This is a genomic window from Pseudomonas sp. RIT-PI-S (genome assembly GCF_025642975.1).
Lineage (GTDB): Bacteria > Pseudomonadota > Gammaproteobacteria > Pseudomonadales > Pseudomonadaceae > Aquipseudomonas.
This window is the reverse complement of sequence record NZ_JANZKJ010000013.1, coordinates 59,567-85,557: the sequence shown is the minus strand read 5'-3', so window position 1 is coordinate 85,557 and position 25,991 is coordinate 59,567. Positions and strand designations below refer to the sequence as shown.

General features: G+C 60.8%; 29 protein-coding genes and 1 pseudogene. 26 read left to right on the top strand and 4 right to left on the bottom strand.

Annotation, left to right across the window (positions count from 1 at the left end):
* Positions 1–23: 23 nt before the first annotated feature.
* The 3 genes from eno to ispD all read left to right on the top strand — a co-directional run bounded on the left by eno (position 24) and on the right by ispD (position 2,444).
* Positions 24–1,313, top strand: coding sequence for a phosphopyruvate hydratase (gene eno / locus OGL93_RS17475; RefSeq protein ID WP_263264066.1), 1,290 nt, complete (start codon positions 24–26; stop codon positions 1,311–1,313).
* Between the two features lie 148 nt (positions 1,314–1,461).
* Positions 1,462–1,740 carry a cell division protein FtsB gene (ftsB, locus tag OGL93_RS17470; RefSeq protein ID WP_263264065.1) on the top strand — a complete coding sequence of 93 codons (279 nt, stop codon included), beginning with the start codon at positions 1,462–1,464 and terminating at the stop codon, positions 1,738–1,740.
* Positions 1,737–2,444: a 2-C-methyl-D-erythritol 4-phosphate cytidylyltransferase gene (gene ispD, locus OGL93_RS17465; protein ID WP_263264064.1), complete on the top strand. Its 708-nt coding sequence runs from the start codon at positions 1,737–1,739 to the stop codon at positions 2,442–2,444. The genes ftsB and ispD overlap by 4 nt, the downstream gene beginning before the upstream one ends.
* Positions 2,445–2,462: 18 nt before the next feature.
* Here the strand turns inward: ispD and OGL93_RS17460 are convergent, their stop codons facing one another.
* Positions 2,463–3,371 carry a LysR substrate-binding domain-containing protein gene (locus OGL93_RS17460; protein WP_263264063.1) on the bottom strand — a complete coding sequence of 303 codons (909 nt, stop codon included), beginning with the start codon at positions 3,369–3,371 and terminating at the stop codon, positions 2,463–2,465.
* Positions 3,372–3,473: 102 nt separating this feature from the next.
* On the opposite strand from OGL93_RS17460, the gene OGL93_RS17455 reads away from it, so the two are divergent.
* From OGL93_RS17455 to rpoS, 8 genes are all read left to right on the top strand, one after another.
* Entirely contained in the window at positions 3,474–4,586 is a 1,113-nt protein-coding gene (locus OGL93_RS17455; RefSeq protein ID WP_263264062.1) for an S-(hydroxymethyl)glutathione dehydrogenase/class III alcohol dehydrogenase, read from the top strand.
* Between the two features lie 9 nt (positions 4,587–4,595).
* The gene (fghA, locus tag OGL93_RS17450; protein WP_263264061.1) at positions 4,596–5,444 is read left to right on the top strand and encodes an S-formylglutathione hydrolase; all 849 of its coding nucleotides are present in this window, start codon (positions 4,596–4,598) and stop codon (positions 5,442–5,444) included.
* 75 nt (positions 5,445–5,519) lie between these two features.
* The gene (ispF, locus tag OGL93_RS17445; RefSeq protein WP_263264060.1) at positions 5,520–5,993 is read left to right on the top strand and encodes a 2-C-methyl-D-erythritol 2,4-cyclodiphosphate synthase; all 474 of its coding nucleotides are present in this window, start codon (positions 5,520–5,522) and stop codon (positions 5,991–5,993) included.
* Positions 5,990–7,024 (top strand): tRNA pseudouridine(13) synthase TruD, encoded by a 1,035-nt coding sequence (gene truD, locus OGL93_RS17440; RefSeq protein ID WP_263264059.1) that lies wholly within the window; start codon positions 5,990–5,992, stop codon positions 7,022–7,024. Before ispF ends, truD begins: the two co-directional genes overlap by 4 nt.
* 12 nt (positions 7,025–7,036) lie before the next feature.
* A complete protein-coding gene (surE, locus tag OGL93_RS17435; RefSeq protein ID WP_263264058.1) occupies positions 7,037–7,786 on the top strand; it encodes a 5'/3'-nucleotidase SurE in 750 nt (249 codons plus the stop codon).
* A 38-nt stretch (positions 7,787–7,824) separates the two neighbouring features.
* The gene (locus OGL93_RS17430; RefSeq protein WP_263264129.1) at positions 7,825–8,460 is read left to right on the top strand and encodes a protein-L-isoaspartate(D-aspartate) O-methyltransferase; all 636 of its coding nucleotides are present in this window, start codon (positions 7,825–7,827) and stop codon (positions 8,458–8,460) included.
* 183 nt (positions 8,461–8,643) lie between these two features.
* Entirely contained in the window at positions 8,644–9,504 is an 861-nt protein-coding gene (locus OGL93_RS17425) for a peptidoglycan DD-metalloendopeptidase family protein (protein WP_263264128.1), read from the top strand.
* A 107-nt stretch (positions 9,505–9,611) separates the two neighbouring features.
* Positions 9,612–10,616: an RNA polymerase sigma factor RpoS gene (gene rpoS, locus OGL93_RS17420; protein WP_263264057.1), complete on the top strand. Its 1,005-nt coding sequence runs from the start codon at positions 9,612–9,614 to the stop codon at positions 10,614–10,616.
* A 484-nt stretch (positions 10,617–11,100) separates the two neighbouring features.
* Here rpoS and fdxA read toward each other — a convergent pair whose 3' ends face one another.
* Both fdxA and mutS read right to left on the bottom strand, forming a co-directional pair.
* On the bottom strand, positions 11,101–11,424 hold the full coding sequence (fdxA, locus tag OGL93_RS17415) for a ferredoxin FdxA (RefSeq protein WP_263264056.1): 324 nt from the start codon (positions 11,422–11,424) through the stop codon (positions 11,101–11,103).
* A gap of 172 nt (positions 11,425–11,596) precedes the next feature.
* Positions 11,597–14,164, bottom strand: a complete 2,568-nt coding sequence (gene mutS / locus OGL93_RS17410; protein WP_263264055.1) for a DNA mismatch repair protein MutS — start codon at positions 14,162–14,164, stop codon at positions 11,597–11,599.
* Positions 14,165–14,847: 683 nt separating this feature from the next.
* On the opposite strand from mutS, the gene OGL93_RS17405 reads away from it, so the two are divergent.
* On the top strand, positions 14,848–15,150 hold the full coding sequence (locus tag OGL93_RS17405) for a DUF1654 domain-containing protein (RefSeq protein ID WP_263264054.1): 303 nt from the start codon (positions 14,848–14,850) through the stop codon (positions 15,148–15,150).
* A 56-nt stretch (positions 15,151–15,206) separates the two neighbouring features.
* Here OGL93_RS17405 and OGL93_RS17400 read toward each other — a convergent pair whose 3' ends face one another.
* The gene (locus OGL93_RS17400; RefSeq protein ID WP_263264053.1) at positions 15,207–16,064 is read right to left on the bottom strand and encodes a LexA family transcriptional regulator; all 858 of its coding nucleotides are present in this window, start codon (positions 16,062–16,064) and stop codon (positions 15,207–15,209) included.
* A gap of 522 nt (positions 16,065–16,586) precedes the next feature.
* Here OGL93_RS17400 and OGL93_RS17395 point away from each other — a divergent pair.
* The 14 genes and pseudogenes from OGL93_RS17395 to OGL93_RS17330 all read left to right on the top strand — a co-directional run bounded on the left by OGL93_RS17395 (position 16,587) and on the right by OGL93_RS17330 (position 25,938).
* Positions 16,587–17,252, top strand: a complete 666-nt coding sequence (locus OGL93_RS17395) for a phage regulatory protein/antirepressor Ant (protein WP_263264052.1) — start codon at positions 16,587–16,589, stop codon at positions 17,250–17,252.
* An 11-nt stretch (positions 17,253–17,263) separates the two neighbouring features.
* Positions 17,264–18,028, top strand: a complete 765-nt coding sequence (locus OGL93_RS17390) for a helix-turn-helix domain-containing protein (protein ID WP_263264127.1) — start codon at positions 17,264–17,266, stop codon at positions 18,026–18,028.
* On the top strand, positions 18,028–18,738 hold the full coding sequence (locus tag OGL93_RS17385) for a replication protein P (protein WP_263264051.1): 711 nt from the start codon (positions 18,028–18,030) through the stop codon (positions 18,736–18,738). The genes OGL93_RS17390 and OGL93_RS17385 overlap by 1 nt, the downstream gene beginning before the upstream one ends.
* Positions 18,731–19,144: a hypothetical protein gene (locus OGL93_RS17380; protein WP_263264050.1), complete on the top strand. Its 414-nt coding sequence runs from the start codon at positions 18,731–18,733 to the stop codon at positions 19,142–19,144. Before OGL93_RS17385 ends, OGL93_RS17380 begins: the two co-directional genes overlap by 8 nt.
* Entirely contained in the window at positions 19,141–19,731 is a 591-nt protein-coding gene (locus OGL93_RS17375; RefSeq protein WP_263264049.1) for a hypothetical protein, read from the top strand. Before OGL93_RS17380 ends, OGL93_RS17375 begins: the two co-directional genes overlap by 4 nt.
* A 287-nt stretch (positions 19,732–20,018) precedes the next feature.
* A pseudogene (locus tag OGL93_RS17370) lies at positions 20,019–20,132 on the top strand (Com family DNA-binding transcriptional regulator); the annotation flags it as partial.
* Positions 20,133–20,216: 84 nt separating this feature from the next.
* The gene (locus OGL93_RS17365; RefSeq protein WP_263264048.1) at positions 20,217–20,861 is read left to right on the top strand and encodes a hypothetical protein; all 645 of its coding nucleotides are present in this window, start codon (positions 20,217–20,219) and stop codon (positions 20,859–20,861) included.
* A 136-nt stretch (positions 20,862–20,997) separates the two neighbouring features.
* Positions 20,998–22,176, top strand: coding sequence for a glycoside hydrolase family 5 protein (locus OGL93_RS17360; protein WP_263264047.1), 1,179 nt, complete (start codon positions 20,998–21,000; stop codon positions 22,174–22,176).
* A 370-nt stretch (positions 22,177–22,546) separates the two neighbouring features.
* Positions 22,547–22,852: a hypothetical protein gene (locus tag OGL93_RS17355; RefSeq protein ID WP_263264046.1), complete on the top strand. Its 306-nt coding sequence runs from the start codon at positions 22,547–22,549 to the stop codon at positions 22,850–22,852.
* Positions 22,849–23,178 carry a hypothetical protein gene (locus tag OGL93_RS17350; protein ID WP_263264045.1) on the top strand — a complete coding sequence of 110 codons (330 nt, stop codon included), beginning with the start codon at positions 22,849–22,851 and terminating at the stop codon, positions 23,176–23,178. The genes OGL93_RS17355 and OGL93_RS17350 overlap by 4 nt, the downstream gene beginning before the upstream one ends.
* Entirely contained in the window at positions 23,175–23,426 is a 252-nt protein-coding gene (locus OGL93_RS17345; protein WP_263264044.1) for a hypothetical protein, read from the top strand. The genes OGL93_RS17350 and OGL93_RS17345 overlap by 4 nt, the downstream gene beginning before the upstream one ends.
* Positions 23,427–23,681: 255 nt before the next feature.
* Positions 23,682–24,269, top strand: a complete 588-nt coding sequence (locus tag OGL93_RS17340) for a hypothetical protein (RefSeq protein ID WP_263264043.1) — start codon at positions 23,682–23,684, stop codon at positions 24,267–24,269.
* Positions 24,266–24,442, top strand: a complete 177-nt coding sequence (locus OGL93_RS17335) for a DUF2635 domain-containing protein (protein WP_263264042.1) — start codon at positions 24,266–24,268, stop codon at positions 24,440–24,442. The genes OGL93_RS17340 and OGL93_RS17335 overlap by 4 nt, the downstream gene beginning before the upstream one ends.
* Positions 24,439–25,938, top strand: a complete 1,500-nt coding sequence (locus tag OGL93_RS17330) for a phage tail sheath subtilisin-like domain-containing protein (RefSeq protein WP_263264041.1) — start codon at positions 24,439–24,441, stop codon at positions 25,936–25,938. Before OGL93_RS17335 ends, OGL93_RS17330 begins: the two co-directional genes overlap by 4 nt.
* Positions 25,939–25,991: the final 53 nt, after the last annotated feature.

Sequence of the window (25,991 nt, the reverse complement as noted above, 5' to 3'; positions counted from 1 at the left end):
TCCAATCTGGAGTGTTTACAACAATGGCAAAAATCGTCGACATCAAAGGTCGTGAGGTTCTTGACTCCCGTGGCAACCCGACCGTGGAAGCCGACGTGCTTCTGGACAATGGCATCATTGGCCGCGCCTGCGCGCCCTCAGGTGCGTCCACCGGGTCGCGCGAGGCGCTCGAGCTGCGCGATGGCGATAAAAGCCGCTACCTGGGCAAGGGTGTGCTCAAGGCCGTAGCCAACATCAATGGCCCGATCCGCGAGCTGCTGCTGGGCAAGGATCCGGCGGAGCAGAAAGCCCTCGACCAGGCCATGATCAAACTCGACGGTACCGAGAACAAGGCGAACCTGGGTGCGAACGCCATCCTGGCCGTATCCCTGGCTGCCGCCAAGGCTGCTGCCGAGGATCAGGACCTGCCGCTCTACGCGCACATCGCCAACCTCAATGGCACCCCGGGCGTTTACTCGATGCCCGTACCCATGATGAACATCATCAACGGTGGCGAGCACGCCGATAACAACGTCGACATCCAGGAATTCATGGTCCAGCCCGTGGGCGCGAAGACCTTCGCCGACGCGCTGCGCATGGGCGCGGAAATCTTCCATAGCCTCAAGGCCGTGCTCAAAGGTCGTGGCCTGAGCACCGCTGTGGGCGACGAAGGTGGTTTCGCCCCGAACCTGACCTCCAACGAAGACGCGCTCAAGGCTATCGCTGAAGCCGTGAAAAACGCTGGCTACACCTTGGGCACCGACGTCACCCTGGCCCTGGATTGCGCCGCCAGCGAGTTCTACGAAGACGGCAAGTACAACCTGGCCGGCGAGGGCCACACCTTCGATTCCGAAGGCTTCGCCGAGTACCTCAAGGGCCTGACCGAACGCCACCCGATCATTTCCATCGAAGATGGCCTGGACGAATCCGACTGGGCAGGCTGGAAGATCCTTACCGACAAGATCGGCGACAAGGTACAGCTGGTGGGCGACGACCTGTTCGTGACCAACACCAAGATCCTCAAGGAAGGCATCGACAAGCACATCGGTAACTCCATCCTGATCAAGTTCAACCAGATCGGCAGCCTGACCGAAACCCTGGAAGCTATCCAGATGGCCAAGGCCGCTGGCTACACCGCGGTTATCTCGCACCGTTCGGGTGAAACCGAGGACTCGACCATCGCCGATCTGGCAGTAGGTACCGCGGCAGGGCAAATCAAGACCGGTTCGCTGTGCCGCTCCGATCGCGTATCCAAGTACAACCAATTGCTGCGTATCGAGGAGCAATTGGGTGGGAAGGCGCCTTACAACGGTCGTGGCGAGTTTCGCGGCTGATCAGGAAGTGGTAAAAAGGCGGCAGGGAAGGCACCGCCCGGCCAATGCCGCCTAGATTGCTTCCCGGCGATGCTGACATACATTTAGCCTGGCCCGTGCCAGGCTAAATGCTGTCCGGCAAGCAGTAGACCTACCTCTGGATCCTTCGATGCGCAGTCCCTATTGGTTGTTTCTGGTTCTTATCCTGTTGCTGGCGGGGCTGCAGCATCGGCTGTGGGTAGGCACGGGCAGCTTTGCCCAGGCCGCCGACCTACAGCAGCAGATCGCTGACCAGAAGGCTGAGAACGAACGCCTGTTCGAGCGTAATCGGGTGCTCGATGCTGAGGTGCTGGAACTGAAAAAAGGCATGGAAACCGTCGAAGAGCGTGCCCGCCACGAATTGGGCATGGTCAAGGACGGCGAAACCCTCTACCAGATTACCCAATGACTGCTCCATCGATCCCATTCTGGGTAGTCATTCCCGCTGCGGGTGTCGGTTCGCGCATGGGCGCCGACCGTCCCAAGCAATATCTCAAGCTCGCTGGCAAAACGCTGCTTGAACACACCCTTGATTGTTTCCTCGGGCATCCCGGCTTGCGCGGCCTGGTGGTGAGCGTGGCGGCGGGCGACCCTTGGTGGCCAACGCTCGAATGCGCGCTCAGCCCTTCTATTCATCTCGCCACCGGTGGCAGCGAGCGCTGCGATTCGGTACTCAATGCTCTGATGACGCTAAGCGAACTTGGCGCCGGCGCCAGCGACTGGGTGTTGGTTCACGATGCTGCCCGGCCGAACCTGGCAGCCACTGACCTGGAACGCTTGCTGGGGGAGCTTGCCGAGGATGAGGTCGGCGGCCTGCTCGCTGTGCCGGCCAAGGACACGCTCAAACGCGCCGATGCCACTGGCCGGGTCAGCGACACCCTGGACCGCACCGTAATCTGGCATGCCTTTACGCCGCAGATGTTCCGGCTTGGCCCATTGCAGCGCGCGCTCGCCGACGCACTGGTGGCAGGGGTGGCGGTGACCGACGAAGCCTCGGCCATGGAATGGGCGGGCCATGCCCCGCGGTTGATCGAAGGGCGTTCGGATAACATCAAGATCACCCGCCCCGAAGATCTGGCCTGGCTACGCCGAGGCAGTCAAACCGACGCGTGATAGTGCGACTGGCTTCGGCTAATTGCCTATTGGTTGCGAGCTGTCCGCTTGCTCTGCCAGCCCCTGGCGCAAATGTTCGACCATCCCGCGTACTTTGGGTGACAGGTGTCGCTGCTGGGGGTAAAGCGCCCAGACCGCTGTGTTAGGCGGTTGATGAGCTTCCAACAGCGACACCAACGCGCCGCTGCGCAGATGCTCGAGCACGTAATAGTCCGGCAGCTGGCACAAACCCATACCCTTCAGCGCGGCGTCCAACACCGCTTGGCCGCTGTTGCAGCGCCAGTTCCCCTGCACTCGGATGCTCAGCTCGCGGCCGTCCTGCTGCATTGCCCATTGATCGCTGCTGCCGACGAGGCAATTGTGCCGCGCCAGTTCCGACAGGCTATGGGGGCGGCCATAGCGCTGCAGGTACGCCGGCGCCGCGCACAAATACATGCGCCGTGGCGCCAGGCGGCTGGCGACCAGCCGGGAATCCTGCAAGCGGCCCAAGCGTACCGCCAGGTCCAGCCCTTCATTGACCAAGTCGAGCGTTCTGTTGCTCAGCTCGATGTCGACCCGCAGCTGTGGATAACGTGCCTGGTAATCATTGACCAGCGGTACGATAAAGCGCTCTCCGTAAGCCACCGCGCAGGTCATGCGCAAGAGCCCTTTGGGCTCGGCGGCGAGGTCGTGGACGGCACGCATCGCTTCTTCCCGACCATCGTGAAGACGGCGGCAATGTTGCAGGAAGGTAAGGCCCGCCTCGGTCAAGCTGACCCTGCGTGTGCTGCGGTAGAACAGCCGAGCTTGCAGGCGCTCCTCCAACTGCGCCACTTGCCGGCTCACATGCGACGATGACACGCCGAGCTGAACGGCAGCTGCGCTGAACTGGCCAAGCTCAGCCACCGCGACGAATTCATCTATGCCTTCCCAGCGCAGCGCCGTCATGATTGTCCCTCGCTGGCAATAATGTTTCCCTTGAGCGGGGATTATCCACAGGCAGGGGCTGATTTACACTTCCTGTTTCATCCCCTTTGCCGAGGAAGCCTCATGATCAAGTCCCGCGCCGCCGTTGCCTTCGAAGCCAAGAAGCCACTGGAAATCGTCGAAATCGATGTGGCGATGCCCAAGGCCGGGGAGGTTCTGCTCCGTGTAATCGCGAGCGGGGTTTGCCATACGGATGCCTATACGTTGTCGGGGGCCGACCCAGAGGGCATCTTCCCGAGCATCCTCGGGCATGAGGGCGGCGCTGTGGTCGAAGCCGTGGGGGAAGGGGTAACGTCTGTGGCGGTGGGGGACCATGTGATCCCGCTGTACACGCCGGAATGCCGCCAATGCAAATTCTGCCTTTCGGGTAAAACCAACCTCTGCCAGGCGATCCGCGCGACCCAGGGTAAAGGCCTGATGCCTGATGGCACTACCCGCTTCTCGTATCAGAGCAAGCCGTTGTTCCACTACATGGGCACGTCGACCTTCTCCGAGTACACCGTGTTGCCGGAGATTTCCGTGGCACGCATCCCTAAACAGGCGCCGTTAGAGAAGGTCTGCCTGCTGGGCTGCGGCGTGACCACCGGCATCGGCGCGGTGCTCAATACCGCCAAGGTCAAGGCCGGCGATACCGTGGCTATCTTCGGCCTCGGCGGCATTGGTCTCTCTGCCATCCTGGGTGCCGTCAAGGCCAAGGCCAGCCGCATCATCGGCATCGACATCAATCCGGCCAAGTTCGAGATCGCCCGGCAACTGGGCGCAACCGACTGTGTGAATCCCAAGGAGTACGACAAGCCGATCCAGGAAGTCATCGTCGATATGACAGATGGTGGCGTGGACTTCTCCTTTGAGTGCATCGGCAACGTGCAATTGATGCGCGCCGCGCTCGAGTGCTGCCATAAGGGCTGGGGTGAATCGGTCATCATCGGCGTTGCCGGCGCCGGCCAGGAAATCGCCACCCGGCCGTTCCAACTGGTCACCGGGCGGGTATGGCGCGGTAGCGCTTTCGGCGGAGTGCGCGGGCGCAGCGAGCTGCCCAGCTACGTGGAAATGGCAGAGCGCGGAGAAATCCCGCTCGACACATTCATTACCCACACCATGCCGCTGGAAGACATCAACAAAGCCTTCGACCTCATGCATGAAGGCCAAAGCATCCGCAGTGTCATCCATTTCTGAGGGGGCGCCATGAGCCTGGAAAACCTGTCCTGTCAGAAAAGCTTCGGCGGCTGGCACAAGCGTTACAAGCATCGATCCAGCAGCCTTGGCTGCGACATGGTGTTCGCCGTATACCTGCCGCCCCAGGCGGAATCCGGCCAGCGCCTGCCGGTGTTGTACTGGTTGTCTGGCCTGACCTGCACCGACGAAAACTTCATGCAAAAAGCCGCTGCACAGCGGTTGGCCGCCGAGTTGGGGCTGATTCTGGTTGCGCCAGACACCAGCCCGCGGGGCCAGGAGGTTCCGGGTGATCCCGACGGCGCCTGGGACTTCGGCCACGGCGCGGGCTTTTACCTCAACGCTACCCAGCCACCTTACGCCCAACATTACCGGATGCACGATTATGTGGTGGACGAGCTGCCGGTGTTGATCGAAGCGAACTTCCCGGCCAGCGCCGCACGGGCTATCGCCGGGCATTCCATGGGCGGCCACGGTGCCTTGGTATGCGCGCTGCGTAACCCGGGGCGCTACCGCTCGATCTCAGCCTTTGCCCCGATCAGCAATCCCATGGATTGCCCCTGGGGGCAAAAGGCGTTCAGCCGGTACCTGGGCGAAGATCGCAATCGTTGGCGAGAGTGGGACGCCAGCGTGTTATTGGCGAAGGCCACCGAACAACTGCCGCTGCTGGTGGATCAAGGGGACCGGGACGACTTCCTGACCAGCCAGCTCAAGCCCGAGGCCCTGCAAAAAGCTTGTGCCGACGCCGGTTACCCGCTGACTCTGCGCCTACAGCCAGGCTACGACCACAGCTACTATTTCATCGCCAGCTTTATAGAGGATCACCTGCGTCATCATGCGGCGGCGCTCGGCCTGGCCTGATCCGGCCGTAGCGGTGCCCAAGCAAGCCCCGGCAGGGTAGAATCGCGCCCTGACTCAAACAGGGCGTTTTTTTCTATGCGTATCGGCCACGGTTACGACGTTCACCGCTTCGGAGAAGGCGATTTCATCACCTTGGGTGGGGTACGTATTCCCCACACTGCCGGATTGGTGGCGCATTCCGATGGCGACGTGCTGTTGCATGCCTTGAGCGATGCGCTGCTCGGCGCCGCGGCCTTGGGCGACATCGGCAAGCACTTCCCGGACACCGACCCTCGCTTCAAGGGTGCCGACAGCCGCGCGCTGTTGCGCAACGTAGTGGAGCTGGTACGAGGCAAAGGCTGGACCGTGGCCAACGTCGATTCGACCATCGTTGCCCAGGCACCCAGGATGGCGCCTCATATCGATACCATGCGGGCGCTGATCGCCGAGGACCTGCAGGTTGGGCTCGATCAGGTCAACGTCAAGGCCACCACCACCGAGAAGCTGGGCTTCACTGGGCGTGAGGAGGGGATTGCCGTGCACGCGGTAGCCCTGTTGCTCACGGCATGAACGAACTGCAACTGCTGGGGCCGCGGGCCACTGGCGACTCGCTGGGTACCGCTGTTCTCAAAGCCACGGCCGAAGATTTTCAAGTCGATGAAGTGCTCGACATTCCCTTGGCAGGTGATGGAGAACACCTGTGGCTATGGGTCGAGAAGCGCGAACTCAATACCGAAGAAGCGGCACGCCGGTTGGCGCGCGCCGCCGGGGTGCCGCTACGGGCGATCAGCTACGCAGGCCTCAAGGACCGGCAGGCCCTGACCCGGCAATGGTTCAGCTTGCACCTGCCGGGCAAGGGCGAGCCGGATTTGGCCGCTGCCCAGGACGCCAACCTGAGGGTGCTACAGGCCACCCGCCATCGGCGCAAGCTGCAACGCGGCGCACATTCGGCCAACGGTTTTTCACTTCGGCTGACGTCTCTGGCCGCCGACCCCGCTGCCATCGAACAGCGCTTGCGATGGATTCAACAGCACGGGGTGCCGAACTATTTTGGCGCTCAACGCTTTGGCCACGACGGCGGCAACCTCGCCCAGGCCCGGCACTACGCCCAGAGCGGTCGGCTGCCAGAGCAGCGCAACCTGCGCTCGCGCATCCTTTCCGCCGCACGCAGTTATCTCTTCAATCGTGTGCTTGCCGAGCGCGTGGCGCAGGGCACTTGGAATCAGGCGCGCCCCGGCGACGTGCTGGCCTTTACCGACAGCCGTAGTTTTTTCTGTGCGGGCGAGGCCGAATGCAGCGACCCGCGGCTCGATGCGCTGGATCTGCACCCGACTGGGCCGTTATCAGGTCGCGGCGTTTCGCCTGCTGGCGGAGAAACTCTCTCGCTGGAGCAAGAGATAGAAGCAGGCGAAGTGACACTATGCCGCTGGCTTAGCGAGGCGGGCCTGGATCACGAACGCCGCATTCTGCGACTGCCCATCCGCAGCTTGTCGTGGCATTATCCCGAGCCTGACATTTTGCAACTGGATTTCATCCTGCCCACCGGATGCTTCGCCACCGCCGTGGTTCGTGAGCTTTTCGATCTGGTGCAAGCGGGGTAGACAAAAAAGCCCATGCGTATCTTGATCTCCAATGACGACGGGGTCACCGCCCCAGGCATCGCCGCGCTTCATGCCGCGCTGGCGGATTTCGCCCATTGCACGGTGATCGCGCCCGACCAAGACCGCAGCGGATGCAGCAGCGCCTTGACGATCGATCGCCCGCTGCACCCCATCACCTTGGACAACGGCTTCATCAGCCTCAACGGGACGCCCACCGACTGCGTGCACCTGGGTTTGAACGCGTTGCTCGAAGAGCAGCCGGATTTAGTGGTTTCGGGAATCAACCTGGGTGCCAACCTGGGCGACGACGTCATCTATTCCGGGACCGTGGCGGCCGCGCTGGAAGGGCGCTTCAGCGGCCATACCGGCTTCGCGTTCTCCCTGGCTTCGCGACAGCTCGACAACCTGCCGACCGCCGCCTGGTATGCGCGCAAGCTGATCGAGGCACAGGCCAACCTCGTGCTGCCGCCACGCACGGTGATCAACGTCAATGTGCCCAACCTGCCGCTGGCAGCGGTGCGAGGCATTCGTCTCACCCGTCTCGGCCATCGCGCCCGTGCGGCACGCCCCAGCCTGGTGGTGGACCCACGTGGCAAGCCGGGCTATTGGATCGCGGCGGCGGGCGATGCCGAGGACGGTGGGGCCGGCACGGATTTCCATGCGCTGATGCAGGGTTACGTATCGGTCACGCCGCTGCAGCTGGACCGGACCTTCCATCCGGCCTTCGAGCCACTAGGGGCCTGGCTGGAGGAGCTGCGCTGATGCGTGGGCAAGACGACCTGCTGCACCGTGGCATCGGCATGACTTCCCAGCGTACGCGCGAGCGGCTGATTCAGCGCCTTTACGAAGAGGGCATCTGCAATCACCAGGTGCTTGAAGTGATCCGCAAGACGCCGCGTCACTTGTTCGTAGACGAAGCGCTGGCCCACCGGGCCTATGAAGATACTGCCTTGCCGATCGGGAACAACCAAACCATCTCCCAGCCTTACATGGTCGCGCGCATGAGCGAGCTGTTGCTCGCCGCGGGGCCGCTGGACAAGGTGCTGGAAATCGGCACGGGGTCCGGTTACCAGACCGCCGTGCTGGCGCAACTGGTGGAACGGGTGTTTTCAGTCGAGCGCATCAAGGGGTTGCAAGACCGCGCCAAGGAGCGGATGCAAAGCCTGAACCTGCGCAACGTGGTATTCCGCTGGGGAGATGGCTGGGAAGGGTGGCCGGCGCTGGCGCCCTATAACGGAATCATCGTTACCGCCGTGGCCGCGGATGTGCCGCAGGCGTTGCTGGAGCAACTGGCGCCTGGCGGGCGAATGGTGATCCCGGTTGGCGCTGGCGACGTACAGCAGCTGATGCTGATCATTCGCGAGGAAACAGGCTATGCCAGGCATTTGCTCGGGGCTGTGCGCTTCGTCCCACTGTTGACCGGCCCCTTGGCCTGAGTGATTGCACTTCGGAATTCCACCGCGAGCGGCCTGTCATAGAGGAGGCTTCAGCTTCTTCGCGCATCTTTTTGTTTCACAACACCTTTCCCGGCATGGCCGGTTATCAGGCTCGGTTATACTGCCGGCCTCGTTCAATGAATCATCCAGAGGGAGTAGCGGGTGAGTCCGACAGTTAAAGGCTTGCAGGCGGGTGCGCGACCTCGAGGGTGCTTACTCGCTACGCTGGCTATCGCAGTCTTGCTGGCAGGCTGCTCAAGCGCGCCGAGCAATGGCGTGCGAGTCGTCGACCGCGCGGCTCAGACGCCCCAGCGTCCGCAGGTGACCACGGGCCAATACGTGGTCAAGCGGGGGGACACCCTGTTTTCCATCGCGTTTCGTTACGGCTGGGACTACAAGGCCTTGGCAGCCCGTAATAACATTGCAGCCCCCTATACCATTCGTCCGGGGCAGTCGCTGCGCTTCGATGGTCAGAATGGCAGTGGTAGCTCGACCGTCATCGCGCCCCCGACTGTCGTGACCCGAAGCAACTCGACTTCTTCTTCCAGCACCACGACCATCACTCGACGTACGGTACCTGCAGCAACTGCGGTTACGCCGGCTGTTTCCGGCGACGCGGCAGGCGCTGCCAGTGAGCCAACAGCTACTCCGGTGCCTGCTGGCGAAGTCATGGCAGGGGGGTGGACCTGGCCGGCAAACGGTGTGCTCATCGGAAAATTCGCTTCAAACGGTAGTTTGAATAAAGGAATTGATATCGCCGGAGATTTGGGACAGCCTGTTTTCGCTGCGTCTGATGGATCCGTGGTGTACGCCGGAAGTGGATTACGGGGCTACGGCGAGTTGGTGATCATCAAACACAGTGACACCTACGTGAGTGCTTACGGTCATAACCGTAGGCTACTGGTTCGGGAGGGGCAGCAGGTCAAGGCCGGGCAGACGATTGCCGAAATGGGCTCCACGGGCACGGACCGGGTGAAACTTCACTTCGAGATTCGTCGCCAGGGTAAGCCGGTAGACCCAATGCAATTTCTGCCGCGACGTTGAACAATGCTGCAGCCTGTCGCTGACCACGTAGTGGGGACAGGCTCCTGCGCAGCCATGGAAACAGGCGCGCTTGGGCTTGAGGTCGAACTCAGCAAGGGACTATAACAATGGCTCTTAACAGAGAAGCGCCGGAGTTTGACATCGACGATGAGGTGCTGTTGGTTGAAACCGGCATCGTCCTGGATTCCGCGGTAGACGAGGATACGCCGCCGCCCACCGCACGCGCCAAGGCCAGGTCGTCTTCTTCGCTCAAGCAGCACAAATATATCGATTACACCCGTGCGCTTGATGCCACCCAGCTCTATCTGAATGAAATCGGCTTTTCCCCACTGCTATCCCCTGAAGAAGAAGTCCACTTCGCACGGCTGTCGCAAAAAGGCGACCCAGCCGGGCGCAAGCGAATGATCGAAAGCAACCTGCGCCTGGTGGTAAAGATCGCCCGTCGCTATGTCAATCGCGGCTTGTCGCTGTTGGACCTGATCGAAGAAGGCAACCTGGGGTTGATCCGCGCGGTTGAGAAATTCGACCCTGAGCGCGGCTTCCGCTTCTCCACTTATGCCACATGGTGGATCCGCCAGACCATCGAGCGGGCGATCATGAACCAGACCCGCACGATTCGCTTGCCCATTCATGTGGTGAAGGAACTCAACGTCTATCTGCGTGCCGCTCGCGAGCTCACCCAGAAGCTCGACCATGAGCCCTCTCCAGAAGAAATCGCTGCCTTGCTCGAAAAACCGGTATGCGAAGTCAAGCGCATGCTGGGCTTGAACGAGCGAGTATCGTCAGTTGATGTGTCACTCGGCCCTGACTCAGACAAGACGCTCCTAGATACGCTCACCGACGAACGGCCCACGGACCCCTGTGAGCTCTTGCAGGACGACGACCTGTCACAGAGCATCGATCAATGGCTATCAGAGCTGACGGACAAGCAGCGAGAGGTCGTGGTGCGTCGGTTTGGGCTGCGCGGGCATGAAAGCAGCACCCTCGAAGATGTAGGCCTTGAAATCGGCCTGACGCGTGAGCGGGTACGGCAGATCCAGGTAGAAGGCCTCAAGCGCCTGCGCGAGATACTCGAGCGCAATGGGCTGTCCAGCGAATCGCTGTTTCAATAATCGGTTTCTGTACCCCTAAGGCTTCTCCTGGCCACCCGAGCCCCGCCGTCTACGGATCGCGGGGCTTTTTAGTACGATCGTCCCGGTGTCAATGCCCGTAGCTGTGTAGGAAAACTCTTACGCGTAACGTAAGTGAACTGCCGCCATTAATGTGAAAAAATTGTCTGGCGGACCAAGAATCTGTTCAATACATTGATATTTATAGGTTTTTTAATCTAAGCACGGTGCTCGTGATTTGTTTTGAAAAAACCCAGCGGCTTGCCGGCCGCTTCGAAAAACCGGATATTGGAACTGTGTCGAGGGACAGACACAGGCTACCAGGAAGGCGGCCAGGACATCGCAAGAAGCGATTCATCAGGACGATGGCACGGAAATACAAGGACCAAGGAAGACAATACGGGGGGTTTATACCCCCCTTTTTCATGCCCGCTTTACTGCTATTTGTCGCTTCGAAGCAGATCAAAAAAGGCAGGAGCTCTGCGGCTCAGCGTTCCAGGTCTTTTATCTTGCCCTTGATGCCGTCGAAGGCTGCCGCTTCTGCGAGAGCATCCTTGCGCTCGGTGATGTTCGGCCACACCTCAGCCAGTTCGGCGTTCAATACGATGAATTCCTGCATGTCTTCCGGCACCTCGTCTTCAGAGAAGATCGCCTGCGCGGGGCACTCTGGTTCGCATAGCGCGCAGTCGATACATTCGTCCGGGTGGATTACCAGGAAATTCGGGCCTTCGTAAAAGCAGTCCACCGGACACACTTCTACGCAGTCGGTGTACTTGCACTTGATGCAGTTGTCGGTGACGACGAAGGTCATTTCTAATTCTCTCCTCAGGCGGCTGTCGCGGGCCCCACGGCTTGGGCCCGGCAGATTCGGGCGCTGGCCTGCGCCAGACTGATAATAGCGGCCTTTGGCGGTGGCCAGCCCGGCGGCGCGCGTGGTGGTACGCCGAACCGCGCGGGATTCTATCAGCTTGCGCCCATGGGCGTTAGACCCGGTTCTTCAGTGTATAGAGCAGTTCAAGTGCCGCGCGTGGTGTCATGTTATCGAGATCTGCCTTGGCGAGATCATCGAGGACTGGGTGCGGCAACTGGGCGAACAAGTCGCTTTGGTGCGGTATCTGCGCTTTGCCCTGCCTGGTTCCTGCTTGCTCCTTGGGCAGGCTGGAGGTTTCAAGCCTGCCCAGGTGCTCGCGGGCGCGCTGAATGACTGGGGCCGGTACTCCGGCGAGCTGGGCCACGGCTAATCCGTAGCTTTGGCTAGCGGGCCCGGGCAATACATGGTGCAGAAATACAATTCGCTCGTTGTGCTCAGTGGCGTTGAGGTGAACGTTCGCGACCACCGGTTCGCTTTCTGGCAGCACGGTCAACTCAAAGTAATGAGTAGCAAACAGGGTGAACGCCTTGAGCTGCGCCAGGCGTTCCGCAGCGGCCCAGGCCAGTGAGAGCCCATCGAAGGTGCTGGTACCCCGGCCTACTTCATCCATCAGCACCAGGCTCGCATCAGTGGCGTTGTGGAGAATATTGGCCGTTTCGCTCATTTCCACCATAAAGGTCGAGCGCCCTCCGGCCAGGTCGTCGCTCGAGCCGATGCGGGTGAAGATGCGGTCCACCAGTGACAACTCACAGCGGGCCGCGGGAACGAAGGCGCCTATGTGTGCGAGCAGCACGATCAAGGCGGTCTGGCGCATGTAAGTAGACTTACCACCCATGTTTGGGCCGGTGATTACGAGCATCCGGGTTTGGGTGTTGAGGCTCAGGTCGTTGGCCACGAACGGCGTTGTGAGCACCTGCTCGACCACCGGATGGCGGCCCTGCTCGATGCGGATACAAGGCTCGTCGGTGAACGCCGGGCAGTTTAGGTCCAGCGTCAGGGCGCGCTCCGCGAGGTTGCTCAATACATCGAGCTCTGCGAGCGCGGCAGCGGTATCCTGGAGCGGCGCCAGGTGGCCGATCAGGGTTTCCAGCAGGGCCTCGTAGAGCATTTTTTCCCGGGCCAGCGCGCGGGTTTTTGCCGATAACGCCTTATCTTCGAAAGCCTTCAGCTCCGGAGTGATGAACCGCTCCGCGCCTTTAAGGGTTTGCCGGCGGATATAGTCTGCCGGGGCTTGCTCGGCTTGCTTGCTGGGCAACTCGATGAAGTACCCATGGACGCGGTTATAGCCGACTTTCAGGTTCGCAAGCCCAGTGCGCGCTTTTTCACGGGCTTCGAGGTCGATCAGGAATTGGCCGGCGTTCTCGCTCAGTGCCAGCAACTCGTCCAGCTCGGCGTCATAGCCTGTTTTGAGTACGCCGCCGTCGCGAATGACCGCTGGTGGGTTATCGATAACGGCCCGAGCCAGCAGTGCCGCCAGTTCCGGGTAGGTGCCAGTGATGGCGGCTAGCTGTGCGAGGTGAGGCGCCTCGAGATCAGCCAAGTGGTTCTGCAACTCAGGCAGGGCCGCTAGCGCATCTCGTAGCCGGGCCAGGTCTCGCGGCCGAGCATTGCGCAGGCCGATGCGGGCCAGGATCCGCTCCAGGTCCCCGATGTTCTTGAGCTGTGGTTGCAGGCCCTCGAAGCGATACCCCTCGAGCATGCAGCGAATCGAATGCTGGCGGGCAGTGAGAGTCTTCAGGTCACGCAGCGGGCGGTTGAGCCACCGGGTAAGCAGGCGGCTACCCATGGAGGTCTGACAACGGTCCAGCACTGACTGCAAGGTATTGTCGCGACCACCGCTGAGGTTAACGTCCAGCTCGAGGTTGCGCCGCGTCGCGGCGTCTAGCACCACGGTATCGTCCAGCCGCTCGTGGCGAAGGCTGCGCAGGTGAGGCAAGGCGGTGCGCTGGGTTTCCCGGGCGTAGGCCAGCAAACAGCCGGCAGCGCCAATGGCGAGGGTCAGTTGTTCACAGCCAAAGCCTTTGAGATCTTGCGTTCCGAATTGTTGGCACAGTAGCTTTTTCGCCGTGTCGCGCTCGAACTCCCAGGGTGCGCGGCGGCGTGAACCGCGCCTTTTTTCCGCGGGCAAGCCCTGCGGCCAGTCGTCCGGAATCAGCAACTCCACAGGGTTGATGCGCTCAAGCTCCGCCAGCAGGTGCTCCCAGCCCTTAACCTCCTGGACGATGAACTGCCCGCTGGTGATGTCCAGCACTGCCAGGCCGAACAGGCGCTCGTCGCCTAGCAATGCAGCAATCAGGTTGTCCCTGCGTTCATCGAGCAAGGCTTCGTCGCTGACCGTTCCAGGCGTGATGATACGTACCACTTGCCGCTCGACAGGCCCTTTGCTGGTAGCGGGGTCGCCGATCTGCTCGCAGATCACCACCGATTCACCAAGCTTCACAAGCTTGGCCAGGTAGCCTTCCGCAGCATGGTAAGGGATGCCGCACATGGGGATGGACTGGCCCGCCGACTGGCCACGGGCGGTAAGCGTAATATCCAGCAGCTTCGCCGCTTTTTTTGCGTCTTCGTAGAAGATTTCGTAGAAATCGCCCATGCGATAGAACATAAGCTGGTCGGGATGCTGGTTCTTCAGCTTCCAATACTGCTGCATCATCGGGGTGTGGCTTGAAAGGTCGGTCATGCGGGGGGTTGGCTCTGGGCTGTCTTTTTGACAAAGGCGAATTGTCTAATACTACAGAGATTTTTTCGGCATCGCAGGCGGCTCTGCCACGCCGGCTTCACGATGGCGGAGGTAGCGTCCGGTCATCTCGCGCCAATGAGCGCCCTGTTTTTTCTGCGCGTCGTTGCCCTGCCTATCCGTGTCAGCCAGCAACTTTGGCCAGGATGGCCAGCCCCTGCTCTTCAGACGGGGAGGCGATTCAAGACTCAGCGCGCAGCAGCGCGAGAGCGGCAGCGATGCGCGCCTGGGCTTGCTCGAGCTCCTCGATCGCCTGAAGGTATTGACCAGATGCCAGGTGCGGGTGGCCAAAACCAGCCGTGAGGCTGGCCTGGCGTCTGCCCTTGCGGTTTGTCGCGGCGTCGGGTTCCGGTTCGGGCGCTCTCCTTGGAGCAGCGACTAGGTGCTTCCTGTTATGGGGCAGGCTTCGGGCCTGTGCGCTCTGCAGCCGCTGGCGGAGGCAATCCGGTCGTTATGAAAGCGCTCCGCGGGCATGCAATGCACAGAGGCAGTGAACAGAATATGCACCAGCGCAATTTTGGCGTTAGTGCACCTGTGCATTGTTTTTTGCTGAGCAGTCCCTTGTGTGAAACAGGAAAAATTTGGATACTGTTTATGCGTACAGTATAAGCGTCAAGGAGCGCACGATGTCAGAGAAGCCCCCCGAAACAGCACCCGTTTGCCCAGCTCAGCGCCTAGCGATCAGAGTTTCCAATATAATCAATGCCCCAAAAGCGCAGATTGACCGTCGCGCCACTATCCACAGGCTGGATACTGACCCGGAAAATGCCTGGCTTGGAATGGTTGAAACTCTCGCGGAAATTAACGAATTAGTTCTTATTCGAAACGACGACGGCACTATCACCGTTGAGTGGGGGCCGACTGCAGCCCAGGTGAACCCGAACGTGGAACACGAGCCGCTGATTCGAATGGAGAAGGCCAGGGCCTGAACGCTTAGACTTTCCGGCCCGCCGATCAGCGGCAGATGGCGGCCTGTACAGGCCGCCTACAGCAGGTTGGCGTTCCAGACCATTAATACTTTAGCCATGATGTAAATGTCTTCTCGGAGCACTACTCGGTCTTTGTGCCGTGGATTATCCGAAATCATCTCCAGCCGCTCCGGATCAACTGCTTGCACGCGCTTGACGTAAAGCATGTCATCCCAAGCCAGCAGGTAGACCCCGTCGCCGACAAATTCGCGAATGCTCACGTCTACAATGAGCGGATCCCGGTGCCTGATAGTGGGCTCCATGGATGAGCCCCACCCATGCACGATTTTCAGGTGATTGAAATCGCTGTATTGCACGCCTAAATCGCGTAGATGCTGCTGACTGACCTTCACGTCGTGCAACACTTCCGGGTAGTCAGGGGGAACCTGTCCACCGCCCATCGCGGCGCGGATATCGTAAAGCGCAATGCTGATCTCGTCCCCCGGCTCAGGTGCCCGCAGGTAATCCCCTGACAGGGCATCACTGATCCTGGCTTCTGCCGTTTCTTTCGCCACTGCTGCAATCCGCGCCTTGGCCTCGGGGGCCAAGCCTTTTCCATGCTTGGAAAGCATCTTGCTCACCAGATCCAGGGTGGACGTGGATGTGCGATCGAAATCCGTTCGGCCGCCGCCAGGGAGGGGCTGATGGCCGCGCAGCTGGTCCGTGCTGACTCCAAAGAAATCAGCTAAGGGGCGCACCTGCTTATCCGTCGGCTCCTTGATGCCCTTTGGGGCTGAAGGTTTGAGAATGCGGGAAATAGTTGATTGACCCACGCCGGTCTTCCGGGCCAGGTCGGCCTGAGAGACATCGCTCGCCGTCATCAGCTGTGCAAGGACTTTATCTATAGATTTATGCATGAGTGCAATGGTGTCCATCCTAAGTGCATATCTCAAGAGCAGATGCATTGACAGCTATGCACCAGTGCAAGAGAATGTGCATAATCTATAAGGAACGGCCCGTGGCAACCACTGATTTGTCCAGGAAATTGGATGACCTTCTCGGCTCAAGCCTGATCTACGAGGCCGTTGCCGGGCACGCTAAATGCGACGCCTCGACCGTCTTTCGTATCAGGCAAGGACAGCTCACAAACCCCAGCTACAGCGTGGGTAAGGCCATCGACGACCTCCACGGTGAGCTGCTCGCCTCCGGGAAGCGCCTGCGGAGGGACTCGGCAGCGGGGCCATGAAAAAGGGTGGACCGCCAGCGTTGCGCCAGCAGCCGCGCGGTTTATTCGTTGATTTATCCAGCGCCCGGACAGCGGGCATGAAAACCCGGGATGACGCCCCAGCTTCTTCACAACACAGCGATGAGGTTCGATTATGCCGCCGCCAAAGCATGATGTGCAGGGCAGGGCGCCCGTGCCACGAAAGGCGAGCCATGAAAACGTGGCGCGCACGATGTCTTCTCGAGAGATTGCCCAACTCACCGGCAGCTCGCACGAAAATGTACTGAAAACCATTCGGGCATTGATCAAAAGGGGGATTGTTTCCCCTAACGAGGCCCCCTATACCCACGCCCAGAACGGCCAGACCTATCCGGAATTTCTGCTGAACTACCGCGACACGATGGTGGTGGTGTCTGGCTACAGCGTGGAGCTCCGCGCCAAGATCATTGATCACTGGCAAGACCTCGAAGCCTGGCAGGCTGGTGTGCTGCAAATCCCTTCGAACTACGCCGAGGCCCTTCGCCTGGCTGCCGAGCAGGTGGAGCGCAACTTGCTGCTGCAACAGCAGATTGCCCAGCAAGCGCCGAAGGTCGCGGCAATCAAACGCCTCGCCGGCGCACAAGGCGCCATTTGCATTACCGACGCGGCCAAGCAGCTGCAGCTGGCCCCCAGTTCGCTGTTTGCGTGGCTGCAGGAATACCGGTGGATCTTCCGCCGCAAAGGCTCCAAGCGTTGGATCGGCTATCAGCCCCGCATCCACGCCGGCTGGATCATTCACAAGGTGACCGCCTTAAAGCCCGACCTCGAGACCGGTGCCGAGCATGCGGCATTTGACCTCTTGATCACGCCCCGCGGCCTGGCCGTGCTGGCCGAGAAAGTCCCAGGAGCGAAGCTGTGAGCGTTCAAGCCATGTCCTGGGCGCTCGCCCTTCCAAAATCCGCTCTGGCCGATTCGAGCGCACGCCATGTGCTGCTTTGCCTGGCGAACTATGCCGGCAGCGACGGCAAGGGCGCTTTCCCCTCGGCAGCCACGCTCAGCGATGACACTGGTCTGTCCGAGCGCACTGTGCGTTACAAGCTCGATTCGCTGGAAACGGCGGGCCTGATCATGCGTGGTAACCAGGCCATTGCCGCTGTGTACATCGACCGTCACGATCGCCGGCCTGTCGTGTATGACCTTGCTCTTAAGCGGGGTGCAAATCCTGCACCCCGTTCGGAACGGGGTGCAAATGACGACACGGGGTGCAGCCAGCATCAGAGCGGGGTGCAAACTTCGGCAGAGCGGGGTGCAGCCACTGCACCTAATACGTCACTGATCCATCAAGTAACCGAAGAGCAGCAGCTGCGCGAGGAGTGTGATCGCCAAGACCGGGCTGCGCTCGAGCCCCAGCCCGCTGCCAACCGCTTCGCCATGTTCGCTGCCTGGGCGCCGGACGCCGAAGCCCTGACCGCCCAGGCGACCATCGCCGCTGTGCCACTGGCCTCGATCACTGACGCCGCCATTCGGAGCTTCAAGGGTTTCTTCGTGGCCAAGCCCACCACACGGGATTCGGCGGGTGGCTGGTGCTACCGCCTGGTCACCTGGGTGAAGCGTGAGCGGGTGAAGGCAGCCGCCTCGGGCACGGTTCCTGATTTCGACGACACCAGCTGGGCAAATGACTTGGGGGATTTGTGATGCAGCCCGTAACCACGCTAATCACCAGTATGCCCCTTGCCCCGCAGCGCTCGGTGCGCCCGGCCAGCGCCGAGCCAGGCCCGGTGCTCACGGCGCACACCTACAAGCCCGCGCCCAAGCAGATCGACGCCGCTGCGGCGAAGGTTATCAACACACTCTTTCGCGAACTGCAGGTGATCTTCACCGGCTGGCGCCAGGCGTGGCCCGACGACGATGCGATCAAGGCTGCCAAGGCAACCTGGACCAAGGCGTTCATGGAGGAGGGCATTACGACCATCGAGCAGGTGCGCTTCGGTGTGCAGGCTTGCCGCCGGCTGGAGCAAGACTTCGTACCGAGCCCGGGGCGTTTCATCGGGATGTGCCGGCCGACACCGGAAAGCCTGGGGTTGCCCTCGATGGCTGTGGCCTATCGCGAAGCCACGCGCAACGCTCATCCCAGCATGGCTGGGCAGGGTGGGTGGTCGCACGCTGCGGTGTATCACGCCGCTGGCGAGACCGGCTTTTTCGAGCTGAGCAACTTGCCCGCCGAGAAGAGCCGTGCCTTGTTCGAGCGCAACTACCAGATCGCCGTGCGGGCGGTACTGGCCGGCGAGCCGCTGCGCAAGATGCCGCTGGCGCTACCCGCCCAGGTGTCGGTGAGCACGCCAGAGGTAGGGCGGGCTGCCTTGGCCGCGCTGCGCAAAAGCCGGGCTGCACCTGCCCATGAGTAACGCCGCGCAAGAGTTCCATGCCTGGTGGGCTAGACAGCCTTTCAACGCCCTGTTCGAGGAGTTCAAGCAGCAGATGTGCAACGTGTGGGTAGCGAGCAGGGCGCAGTACGTGGTGCGCCTCGACCTGGGCGAGTCGCCCGCCAGCATGGCGCGCGAGATTCAGAAGGGCGACCTGCGATGGCCTGCTGGGAAAGCGCTGCGGACTCAAGGGTCCGTGCCACCTGACGGGCTTTGGCGCGATGACGACAACTTGCTGGCCATGTTCAAGGCTGGTCGCGATGGGCTTGCCGATGCCCAGGGCGTAGACGACAGCATCTTCGCTACTCAAATTCGGCTCAGCGAAGAAATCATGAACGGCGGCGCTGTGCGCGTCCGCATCGAAGCATTAGCGGGGGAAGCAGCATGAAATTGAACAGCGCACGCCAGGCCTGGCACGACTGCGCCTATAACCCAAGCCGGGGAGGGCTGTCCGGGCTCGCCGAGCGAAGCGTACTCGGTACCGCGGTGCAAACCACCGACCGGGGCGTCACGGCCGACCACGCCATGCACAACACATTAGCCGGTTGGGTGCAGTCCGCTATCGCCAAGCTTCACCCGCAAGTTCAGGTGTTCGGTGAGTTCATGTATGGCGCCCGGAGCTGCGACGACATCCGCGAGGCGGCCGAAGAAGTGATCTTTCGCATGGTGCAGGCGAAGTCGCCGCGCATGACCGCGGCCAAGCGCGAGAAGTTGGAATGGGTAGTGAAAGGCGTTATGCGTAGGTACCGCTACATGCACCAGGGCGGGCAGTCGGCTAACGCCGATCCATTGGCCAAGCCGGAGGCATTTCGCGCCTGGCTGTGGGAGGAGTTCGGGGTACAGCTCGAGTCGACCAATTGGGATCGCGATTGGGGTAGTGCTGTAACGCTTATCTTCGAATGCTGCGAGGACCTGGATAGGCTGGCGCTGAGCCCCGTGGCAGCCGTTATTTACAAAATGAAATCTGCTGCTTGACTTCCCGTGCGGCTGAGGGTAATGTTTCCCCATCGTTAGGGTTTCGCCTCCGTTCTGGCAAACCTAAATAAAAACCCAAGTTCGCTTGGGTTTTTTTATGCCTACGAAAAAAGCCCCGGAATTCGGGGCTTCGTCGTTTCTGGCGCATACAAAGAGAGGGCGGCTCCAAAGGGTGCTGTAACACCTAATGGAGCCGCCAGATCGCAGAACCAGCCTGCAAGCCGGCCAAGGCCCTCACTGCTCGCGCGAGCGGGGCGGAGCCTAGCAGATTCGAAAGGGCTTTGCAGATGTTGAAAGACTGCCGATGCGGTGCATGTAAGAAATTGCTCGCCAGAGTGGGCGAGTGCAGTGAACTCCAGATCAAATGTTCCCGGTGCGGAACGTTGAATCATGTGAAGGCCCCTGAGCCTCGGGTGATCGCCAATGAGCGAACTAGCGCGGAAACAGACCGTGCAAACGCTCCCTGACATCGAACGAGGTTGAAAATGAAACTACCTAAAAAGCTCCTGCTATCCACTGTGCTGTTGTCGTCCTTTGCATCCGTGAATTCCTGGGCGGATACCGCCATGTCCTGGAACCTGGCCAGGGATATGTATCTGATGACAGTAGCCGCCCCCGCAAACTCTCCTTGGGCCTTCCTGGAAAATAAATCCGGGGTGAACGCTTCTGCCAACTACACGCCTTTCCCGACCTTCGTCGCGGATCAGTGCAACGGCAACCCGTCGACCTGCTGGAAAGACGATGCAGGTGGCGCGTGGACCGGCATTCCGAAAAAGGACTACACCTTCACCGGATCCGGCACCAGCTTTGTTTTCAAACAAGGTGATGTGATCACGCACCCATGGAGCAACGCGCAAACCATCTTCCGCTGGGCCAGCCCAGTTGCAGGGAACATCAATGCCCTGGGCCGTATCAACGACCTGCACAACGCTTGTGGGGATGGCATCAACTGGTCGATTAACCTGGAAGACACGGTCCTGCAGTCTGGCAGCATAGCGAACGGCGGCAGCACCACGTTCTCGCTGAACAACGTTGCAGTGACGACGACCTCCAAGCTCTATCTGGTCATCGACAAGAAGGGCAACAACAGCTGTGATGCGACTAGTTTGGATTTATTGATTACCCGTTAGTAGCTTTCCTGAACAGGCTCAGGATCACCCGCTATGGCATGACCCGTGAAGGCCCCGAGCCTCGAGCCAACGCCTCCGAGCGTAAGAAGCAGCAGCCAGACTGCCCATTATTTCTATCGACTCGAGGCATTTGCGAATGGCTAACTCCAGCACCGGTATCAACTCGCTTACCAACATTCCGCTCCTGGGCATCAACCTGGGCTCGCAGGCAAACGCTCGCCAGATCGTTCCGGGTGAAGCCGGCACGCACTATTTCTGGCCTACCCGCGACACCATCAGCCTGTGGGTAAAGCAGCGTGGGGTTCGCCTGATCCGCTTCCCTTTCGAGGTGCAGCGCGCTATCAACCTGACCAATGAAGGGTTGCCTGGGCAGGGCGCTAGCCTGGACACCACTTTCGTGAGCAAGTGGAAGGAACTGCTGGGCTGGATTCGAGACGACTCGAATGGTGAGGCGAAGATCATTCCTGATCCGCACCACTACATGCGCTTGATGCGTTTCGAAACGGCAAACGGCAAGCTGACGGGCCGCCTATTACCTGCCAACGAAGCCGGCAATCAGGGTAACCGCTGGAAAGCCACCGAGCCCGTGCTGATCAACGACAACAACAGTATCAGTGGCGCCGCATGGTCAGCGGTTCACCTGGCGAATTTCCATCAGAAGCTGGTGCAGTCCTGCGACGATCCGATGGTGTTGGGCTGGGGCCTGGGTAACGAGCCGTACGCGCAACCTAATACCGCAGCAACCGACTACATCACACTGGATGGGATGAAGACGCTGTACATCAACACGATGAACACGGTGCTGAAGTACCTTCGTAACAGCTCGAAAAAGCCCGTATTCATTTGCGGCCTGCAATACGCCAGCGCCCGCAACTGGGCTACCTACTCGGCAGAGCTGCAAGCCCAGATCGTTGACCCAGCCAATTCCATCGTGTGGGAAGTACATGGCTATGGTGACATAGACGGCGGCTCCAGCGGTGCCTACATCGGCGACAACACCCAGATCAAGGCTGACATCTTTACAAGCGCGAGCTACGGTATTTTCGCGCCGATGTTCACCTATGCCAGCAACAACAAAATGGCGACCTATATAGGTGAAGTTGGGATTCCCAGCACTGACGCGGCGCGGGTGGCATTGAAGAACCTGCTGGATCGCCTTATCACCGAGAAGGTGCCGGCGACTCTGTGGATCACCGGGCCAGGATCGGACACCGAACAAATGAGCCTGGAACGGCCCGACCAGGCCGCCACGGTTTCGCTAGTAACGCCGTACTTTGCGAAGCGCCTGAGTCACTGGAACTATTCGGCCTCTTAAACTGGCAAGCGCGGCGGCGACTGTTTCGTCGCTGCCGCGTCAAGGCGAGGTATGGCCTTGCCCTGAGCTGCCAGCCCTTCCAGCGTGATGAGCGTGACCTCTACCGTTCTCCTCGTATTGTCCTGATTGGCGGGGCTTTTCAGGGGGCGGACGGTGCTGGGCGTAACCGTATGCTTAACAGATGACGGCATCCCGTGATGCGATCCAGATACCGCCCTCAGCCTCAAGCTCCTTTATCAGTTGCTTGCTTTGCACCTCCATCCCCAATGATGTTGATGGAGAAATATAACCCTAGGCGCATGACCGCGCGACGAAGATGCGCCCAGGCGCATGAACAGTCGCGAGGCTGCGGCGTGTGAGGACCAGTCCTGTGGGCGAACTCATTCCGCTGGCCTTGGCCTGGAGCCAGTTCGGCCTGCTGGGGATGCTCGGCGGCCTGGTCAGCTACTTCTACCCGCCGTCGACCGAGATGCGCTTCTCCTGGAAGCTATTCGTCTCCAAGCTGGTGATCTCGTTTTTTGTGGGCAAGGTCGCCGGCGAATTCATCGCCGCGGACAACCAGTTCAAGTCCGGCTACATCATGCTGTTGGGATTCTTCGCCTACCCAGTCCTGGGCGTACTTGAAATCAAGGTCAAGGCCTGGGTGGAAAACTTCAATCCACCGGGAACGCGATGATGCTGCTCATATCCCTGGCCGCACTTGTGGCCTACCTGCTTGTAATGCTTCGGTGCATCGCTTTCGCAATTGACACCACTGAGCGCCGCCAGGCCGATAACGCCGAGGTGGGATACATCCTCGGCGCCTCGCTGCTTTTCCTCACGTCCTACGTTTGCCTGTGGGTTTTCGAACCATGGAAGCTGACCAGTAACAGCACATACAGCGCTATGTTCGTAGGCTTCACCATCTTCAACGCCGCGTACTTCTTCCGCAGGGTCGGTGCTCTCATCGTAGGGCGCAACCGCAGGAGGGGGCCCCGCCGCGCTGAGAGGGCACATGAATGACTATTGCCAAAGGCTTTGCGCGCTGGATCTTTGCCGGCCTGATCGTTTTCATCATGGGCAACGGGCTGGGCTACATCGGCCGGACTTATGAATGCCGGAGCGACCGGGTGCGTATCTACGTTGCCGCGCCCGGGTATGAAGCGCCGCGGGATGAACTCCCTCGGAAACTTTATGCCATGCAGGTCACACGCTGCACCCTGCCCGAACAATGGGGTGGGGATCGGGAGCCGCTGGAGGGGTATCCATGAACGGCGGCGCAGGATGCGAACTCGTGCGTTATCACGTGACAAAGGCTGCTCGCTTCATCCATGGCAAACCCACCAGACTTGTACGCGACGGCACACTACCGGACGCCATCCGTGCCAGCCATAACGATGAAGCCATACGTTGTGGAAACCTAGTGTTCGTAAAGCGCCAAATCGCAAGCGTTAGCCAGCCTGTTGGTTGAGACACCCCCTTTCCATGAACCCGCTTCGGCGGGTTTTTTATTGCCTGGCGAAACCATGAAAATCAATCCTGTGGTGCTGCAACTGCAGCAATGGTGCCCCGTGTTCGCGGGCCGGGTGGCCGGCGGCGTCGACTTCGATGCGGCCAGGGCCAGCCATCAGGTGGACCCTCCCGGCGCATTCGTGATCGCCACCGGCGACCATGCCAGCGACAACGACCTGGCCAACAGCATTCGCCAGAACATCAGCGACGGCTTTGATGTGATGGTCATTCTCGACGCCACGGAGCAAGGCGCGCAGTTGGCCGCGGATGTACTGCACGACATCCGCGCTCAACTCTGGCGAGCGTTGGTGGGGTGGAAGCCTGCGGCCGAGTACGACCCCATTACCTATGCAGGCGGCGTTCTGGTGCAGATCGACCGCGCGCTGGTGATCTACCGCTACTCCTTCGCCAGCATCTTCCAACTGGGCCGCAATACCGATACCGACCCCGCCGAAACCTGGCAGGAGTTGGAGCAGGACGGCCTGCCAAGGCTGGAGGGCTTCGACATCAATGTCGACTGCCTCGATCCAGCCGATCACAACCTTAAACACCCTGGCCCTGACGGGCGCATTGAAGTTCAACTGAAAGAGGATCTGCCATGAACCGCATTACCGTGGTACCGGCCAAAGGCCGCGCGGTACCGGACCCGGAAACCGGGGAGTTGCTGCCAGCCGAAGGGCGCGACGTTCCGGACGATATTTACTGGCGGCGCCGTCTGCTCGATGGCGACGTTGTAACCCCCACCCCGATCGCGAAAGAGGCCCAGAGCAAATGAGCGTAGGATTCCAACAAATTCCGCAAGACATCCGCGTGCCGCTGTTTTACGCGGAAATGGACAACTCGATGGCGAACAGCGCGACCAGCGCGCTGCGGCGGCTGATCGTGGCCCAGGTCAACGACGGCGCTACCGCCGACGAGATCGGCAAGCTGGTGCTGGTGTCCAGCCCCGCCCACGCCAAGACCATCGGCGGCCAAGGTTCGATGCTGGCGGCCATGTATGACACCTGGCGGCAGAACGACCCCGTGGGCGAAATCTGGTGCTTGCCGCTGAAGAACACAACCGGTTCAGTCGCTTCGGGCAAGGTGACCTTCACCGGGACTGCCACCGAGGCCGGGCTGGTCAATCTCTATGTGGGCGGGGTACGTATTCAGGCCAGCGTCGCTTCGGGCAACGCGGCCGCAGCGGCTGCCTCGGCCTTGGCGACGAAGATCAACGCCGCGGCGGACCTTCCGGTAACTGCGGCCGCTGCTGCCGGCGTGGTCACGCTCACTGCCAAGTGGACCGGCGACTCAGCCAACGACATCGGCCTGGTGCTGAACCGCCTGGGCAAGAGCAACGGCGAGGCTACCCCTGCAGGGCTCACGGTGGCGATCACCGCCATGGCCGGCGGTGCCGGCACGCCGGATGCGACAGCTGCGCTGGCCACCTTGGGCGATGCGCCGTTCGAGTTCATCTGTGTGCCCTGGGCAGACACCACCACGCTCGATGCCTGGAAAGCGGCGATGGCCGACATCAGCGGGCGCTGGTCCTGGGCCAAGCAGCTTTACGGCCATGTGTTCGGTGCGCTGCGCGGTACGTTGGGCGCCCTGGTAGCCGCCGGGCAGGCGCGCAATGACCAGCACGTGACCATCTTTGGTTTCGAAGCGGGCGTGCCTCAGCCGTTCTGGCGCGTTGCCGCGGCTGCCGCTGCCCGTCAGGCGGTGTTCATCTCTGCCGACGCCAGCCGCCCGACCCAGACTGGTGCGCTGGTGGGTATCGATCCCGCCCCCGAGGGCAGCCGGTTCACGCTCACCGAGTCGCAATCCCTGCTGCAATACGGCATCGCCACGCTGTATTACGAAGGTGGCTACCTGCGCATTCAGCGCGCAATCACCACCTATCAGAAGAACGCCTACGGCCAGGCAGATGATTCGTACCTGGACAGTGAAACGATGCACCAGAGCGCGTACATCGTGCGCCGGCTCAAGGGCATCATCACCAGCAAGTACGGCCGCCACAAGCTGGCCAATGACGGCACGCAGTTCGGCGACGGCCAGCCCATCGTCACCCCGAACGTGATCCGCGGCGAGCTGATCAGCGAATACGGGAACCTCGAACGCGACGGCCACGTGGAAAACTCGGCGCTGTTCGCCAAGTACTTGATCGTCGAGCGCGATAGCAAGAACCCAGCTCGGGTGAACGTGCTGTACCCACCGGACTACGTGAACGGGTTGCGCATCTTCGCGTTGCTCAACCAGTTCCGGCTGCAATACACCGCTGACGCAGCGTAACGCTGTTCCATTATCCAGGCCCGCCGCACGCGGGCTTTTTCGTTTGGAGGCCC

Bases quoted from the DNA above. Each gene is read 5' to 3' on its own strand.
- OGL93_RS17385 (WP_263264051.1), top strand. From the start codon at position 18,028: ATGCAGCCCGTAACCACGCTAATCACCAGTATGCCCCTTGCCCCGCAG.
- OGL93_RS17360 (WP_263264047.1), top strand. From the start codon at position 20,998: ATGGCTAACTCCAGCACCGGTATCAACTCGCTTACCAACATTCCGCTC.
- OGL93_RS17335 (WP_263264042.1), top strand. From the start codon at position 24,266: ATGAACCGCATTACCGTGGTACCGGCCAAAGGCCGCGCGGTACCGGAC.
- OGL93_RS17455 (WP_263264062.1), top strand. From the start codon at position 3,474: ATGATCAAGTCCCGCGCCGCCGTTGCCTTCGAAGCCAAGAAGCCACTG.
- ftsB (WP_263264065.1), top strand. From the start codon at position 1,462: ATGCGCAGTCCCTATTGGTTGTTTCTGGTTCTTATCCTGTTGCTGGCG.
- OGL93_RS17460 (WP_263264063.1), bottom strand. From the start codon at position 3,371: ATGACGGCGCTGCGCTGGGAAGGCATAGATGAATTCGTCGCGGTGGCT.
- OGL93_RS17380 (WP_263264050.1), top strand. From the start codon at position 18,731: ATGAGTAACGCCGCGCAAGAGTTCCATGCCTGGTGGGCTAGACAGCCT.
- OGL93_RS17330 (WP_263264041.1), top strand. From the start codon at position 24,439: ATGAGCGTAGGATTCCAACAAATTCCGCAAGACATCCGCGTGCCGCTG.
- OGL93_RS17350 (WP_263264045.1), top strand. From the start codon at position 22,849: ATGATGCTGCTCATATCCCTGGCCGCACTTGTGGCCTACCTGCTTGTA.
- OGL93_RS17405 (WP_263264054.1), top strand. From the start codon at position 14,848: ATGTCAGAGAAGCCCCCCGAAACAGCACCCGTTTGCCCAGCTCAGCGC.
- fghA (WP_263264061.1), top strand. From the start codon at position 4,596: ATGAGCCTGGAAAACCTGTCCTGTCAGAAAAGCTTCGGCGGCTGGCAC.
- OGL93_RS17395 (WP_263264052.1), top strand. From the start codon at position 16,587: ATGTCTTCTCGAGAGATTGCCCAACTCACCGGCAGCTCGCACGAAAAT.
- OGL93_RS17340 (WP_263264043.1), top strand. From the start codon at position 23,682: ATGAAAATCAATCCTGTGGTGCTGCAACTGCAGCAATGGTGCCCCGTG.
- rpoS (WP_263264057.1), top strand. From the start codon at position 9,612: ATGGCTCTTAACAGAGAAGCGCCGGAGTTTGACATCGACGATGAGGTG.
- ispF (WP_263264060.1), top strand. From the start codon at position 5,520: ATGCGTATCGGCCACGGTTACGACGTTCACCGCTTCGGAGAAGGCGAT.
- mutS (WP_263264055.1), bottom strand. From the start codon at position 14,164: ATGACCGACCTTTCAAGCCACACCCCGATGATGCAGCAGTATTGGAAG.
- eno (WP_263264066.1), top strand. From the start codon at position 24: ATGGCAAAAATCGTCGACATCAAAGGTCGTGAGGTTCTTGACTCCCGT.
- OGL93_RS17345 (WP_263264044.1), top strand. From the start codon at position 23,175: ATGACTATTGCCAAAGGCTTTGCGCGCTGGATCTTTGCCGGCCTGATC.
- OGL93_RS17375 (WP_263264049.1), top strand. From the start codon at position 19,141: ATGAAATTGAACAGCGCACGCCAGGCCTGGCACGACTGCGCCTATAAC.
- fdxA (WP_263264056.1), bottom strand. From the start codon at position 11,424: ATGACCTTCGTCGTCACCGACAACTGCATCAAGTGCAAGTACACCGAC.
- surE (WP_263264058.1), top strand. From the start codon at position 7,037: ATGCGTATCTTGATCTCCAATGACGACGGGGTCACCGCCCCAGGCATC.
- OGL93_RS17390 (WP_263264127.1), top strand. From the start codon at position 17,264: ATGTCCTGGGCGCTCGCCCTTCCAAAATCCGCTCTGGCCGATTCGAGC.
- OGL93_RS17365 (WP_263264048.1), top strand. From the start codon at position 20,217: ATGAAACTACCTAAAAAGCTCCTGCTATCCACTGTGCTGTTGTCGTCC.
- OGL93_RS17430 (WP_263264129.1), top strand. From the start codon at position 7,825: ATGACTTCCCAGCGTACGCGCGAGCGGCTGATTCAGCGCCTTTACGAA.
- ispD (WP_263264064.1), top strand. From the start codon at position 1,737: ATGACTGCTCCATCGATCCCATTCTGGGTAGTCATTCCCGCTGCGGGT.
- truD (WP_263264059.1), top strand. From the start codon at position 5,990: ATGAACGAACTGCAACTGCTGGGGCCGCGGGCCACTGGCGACTCGCTG.
- OGL93_RS17400 (WP_263264053.1), bottom strand. From the start codon at position 16,064: ATGGACACCATTGCACTCATGCATAAATCTATAGATAAAGTCCTTGCA.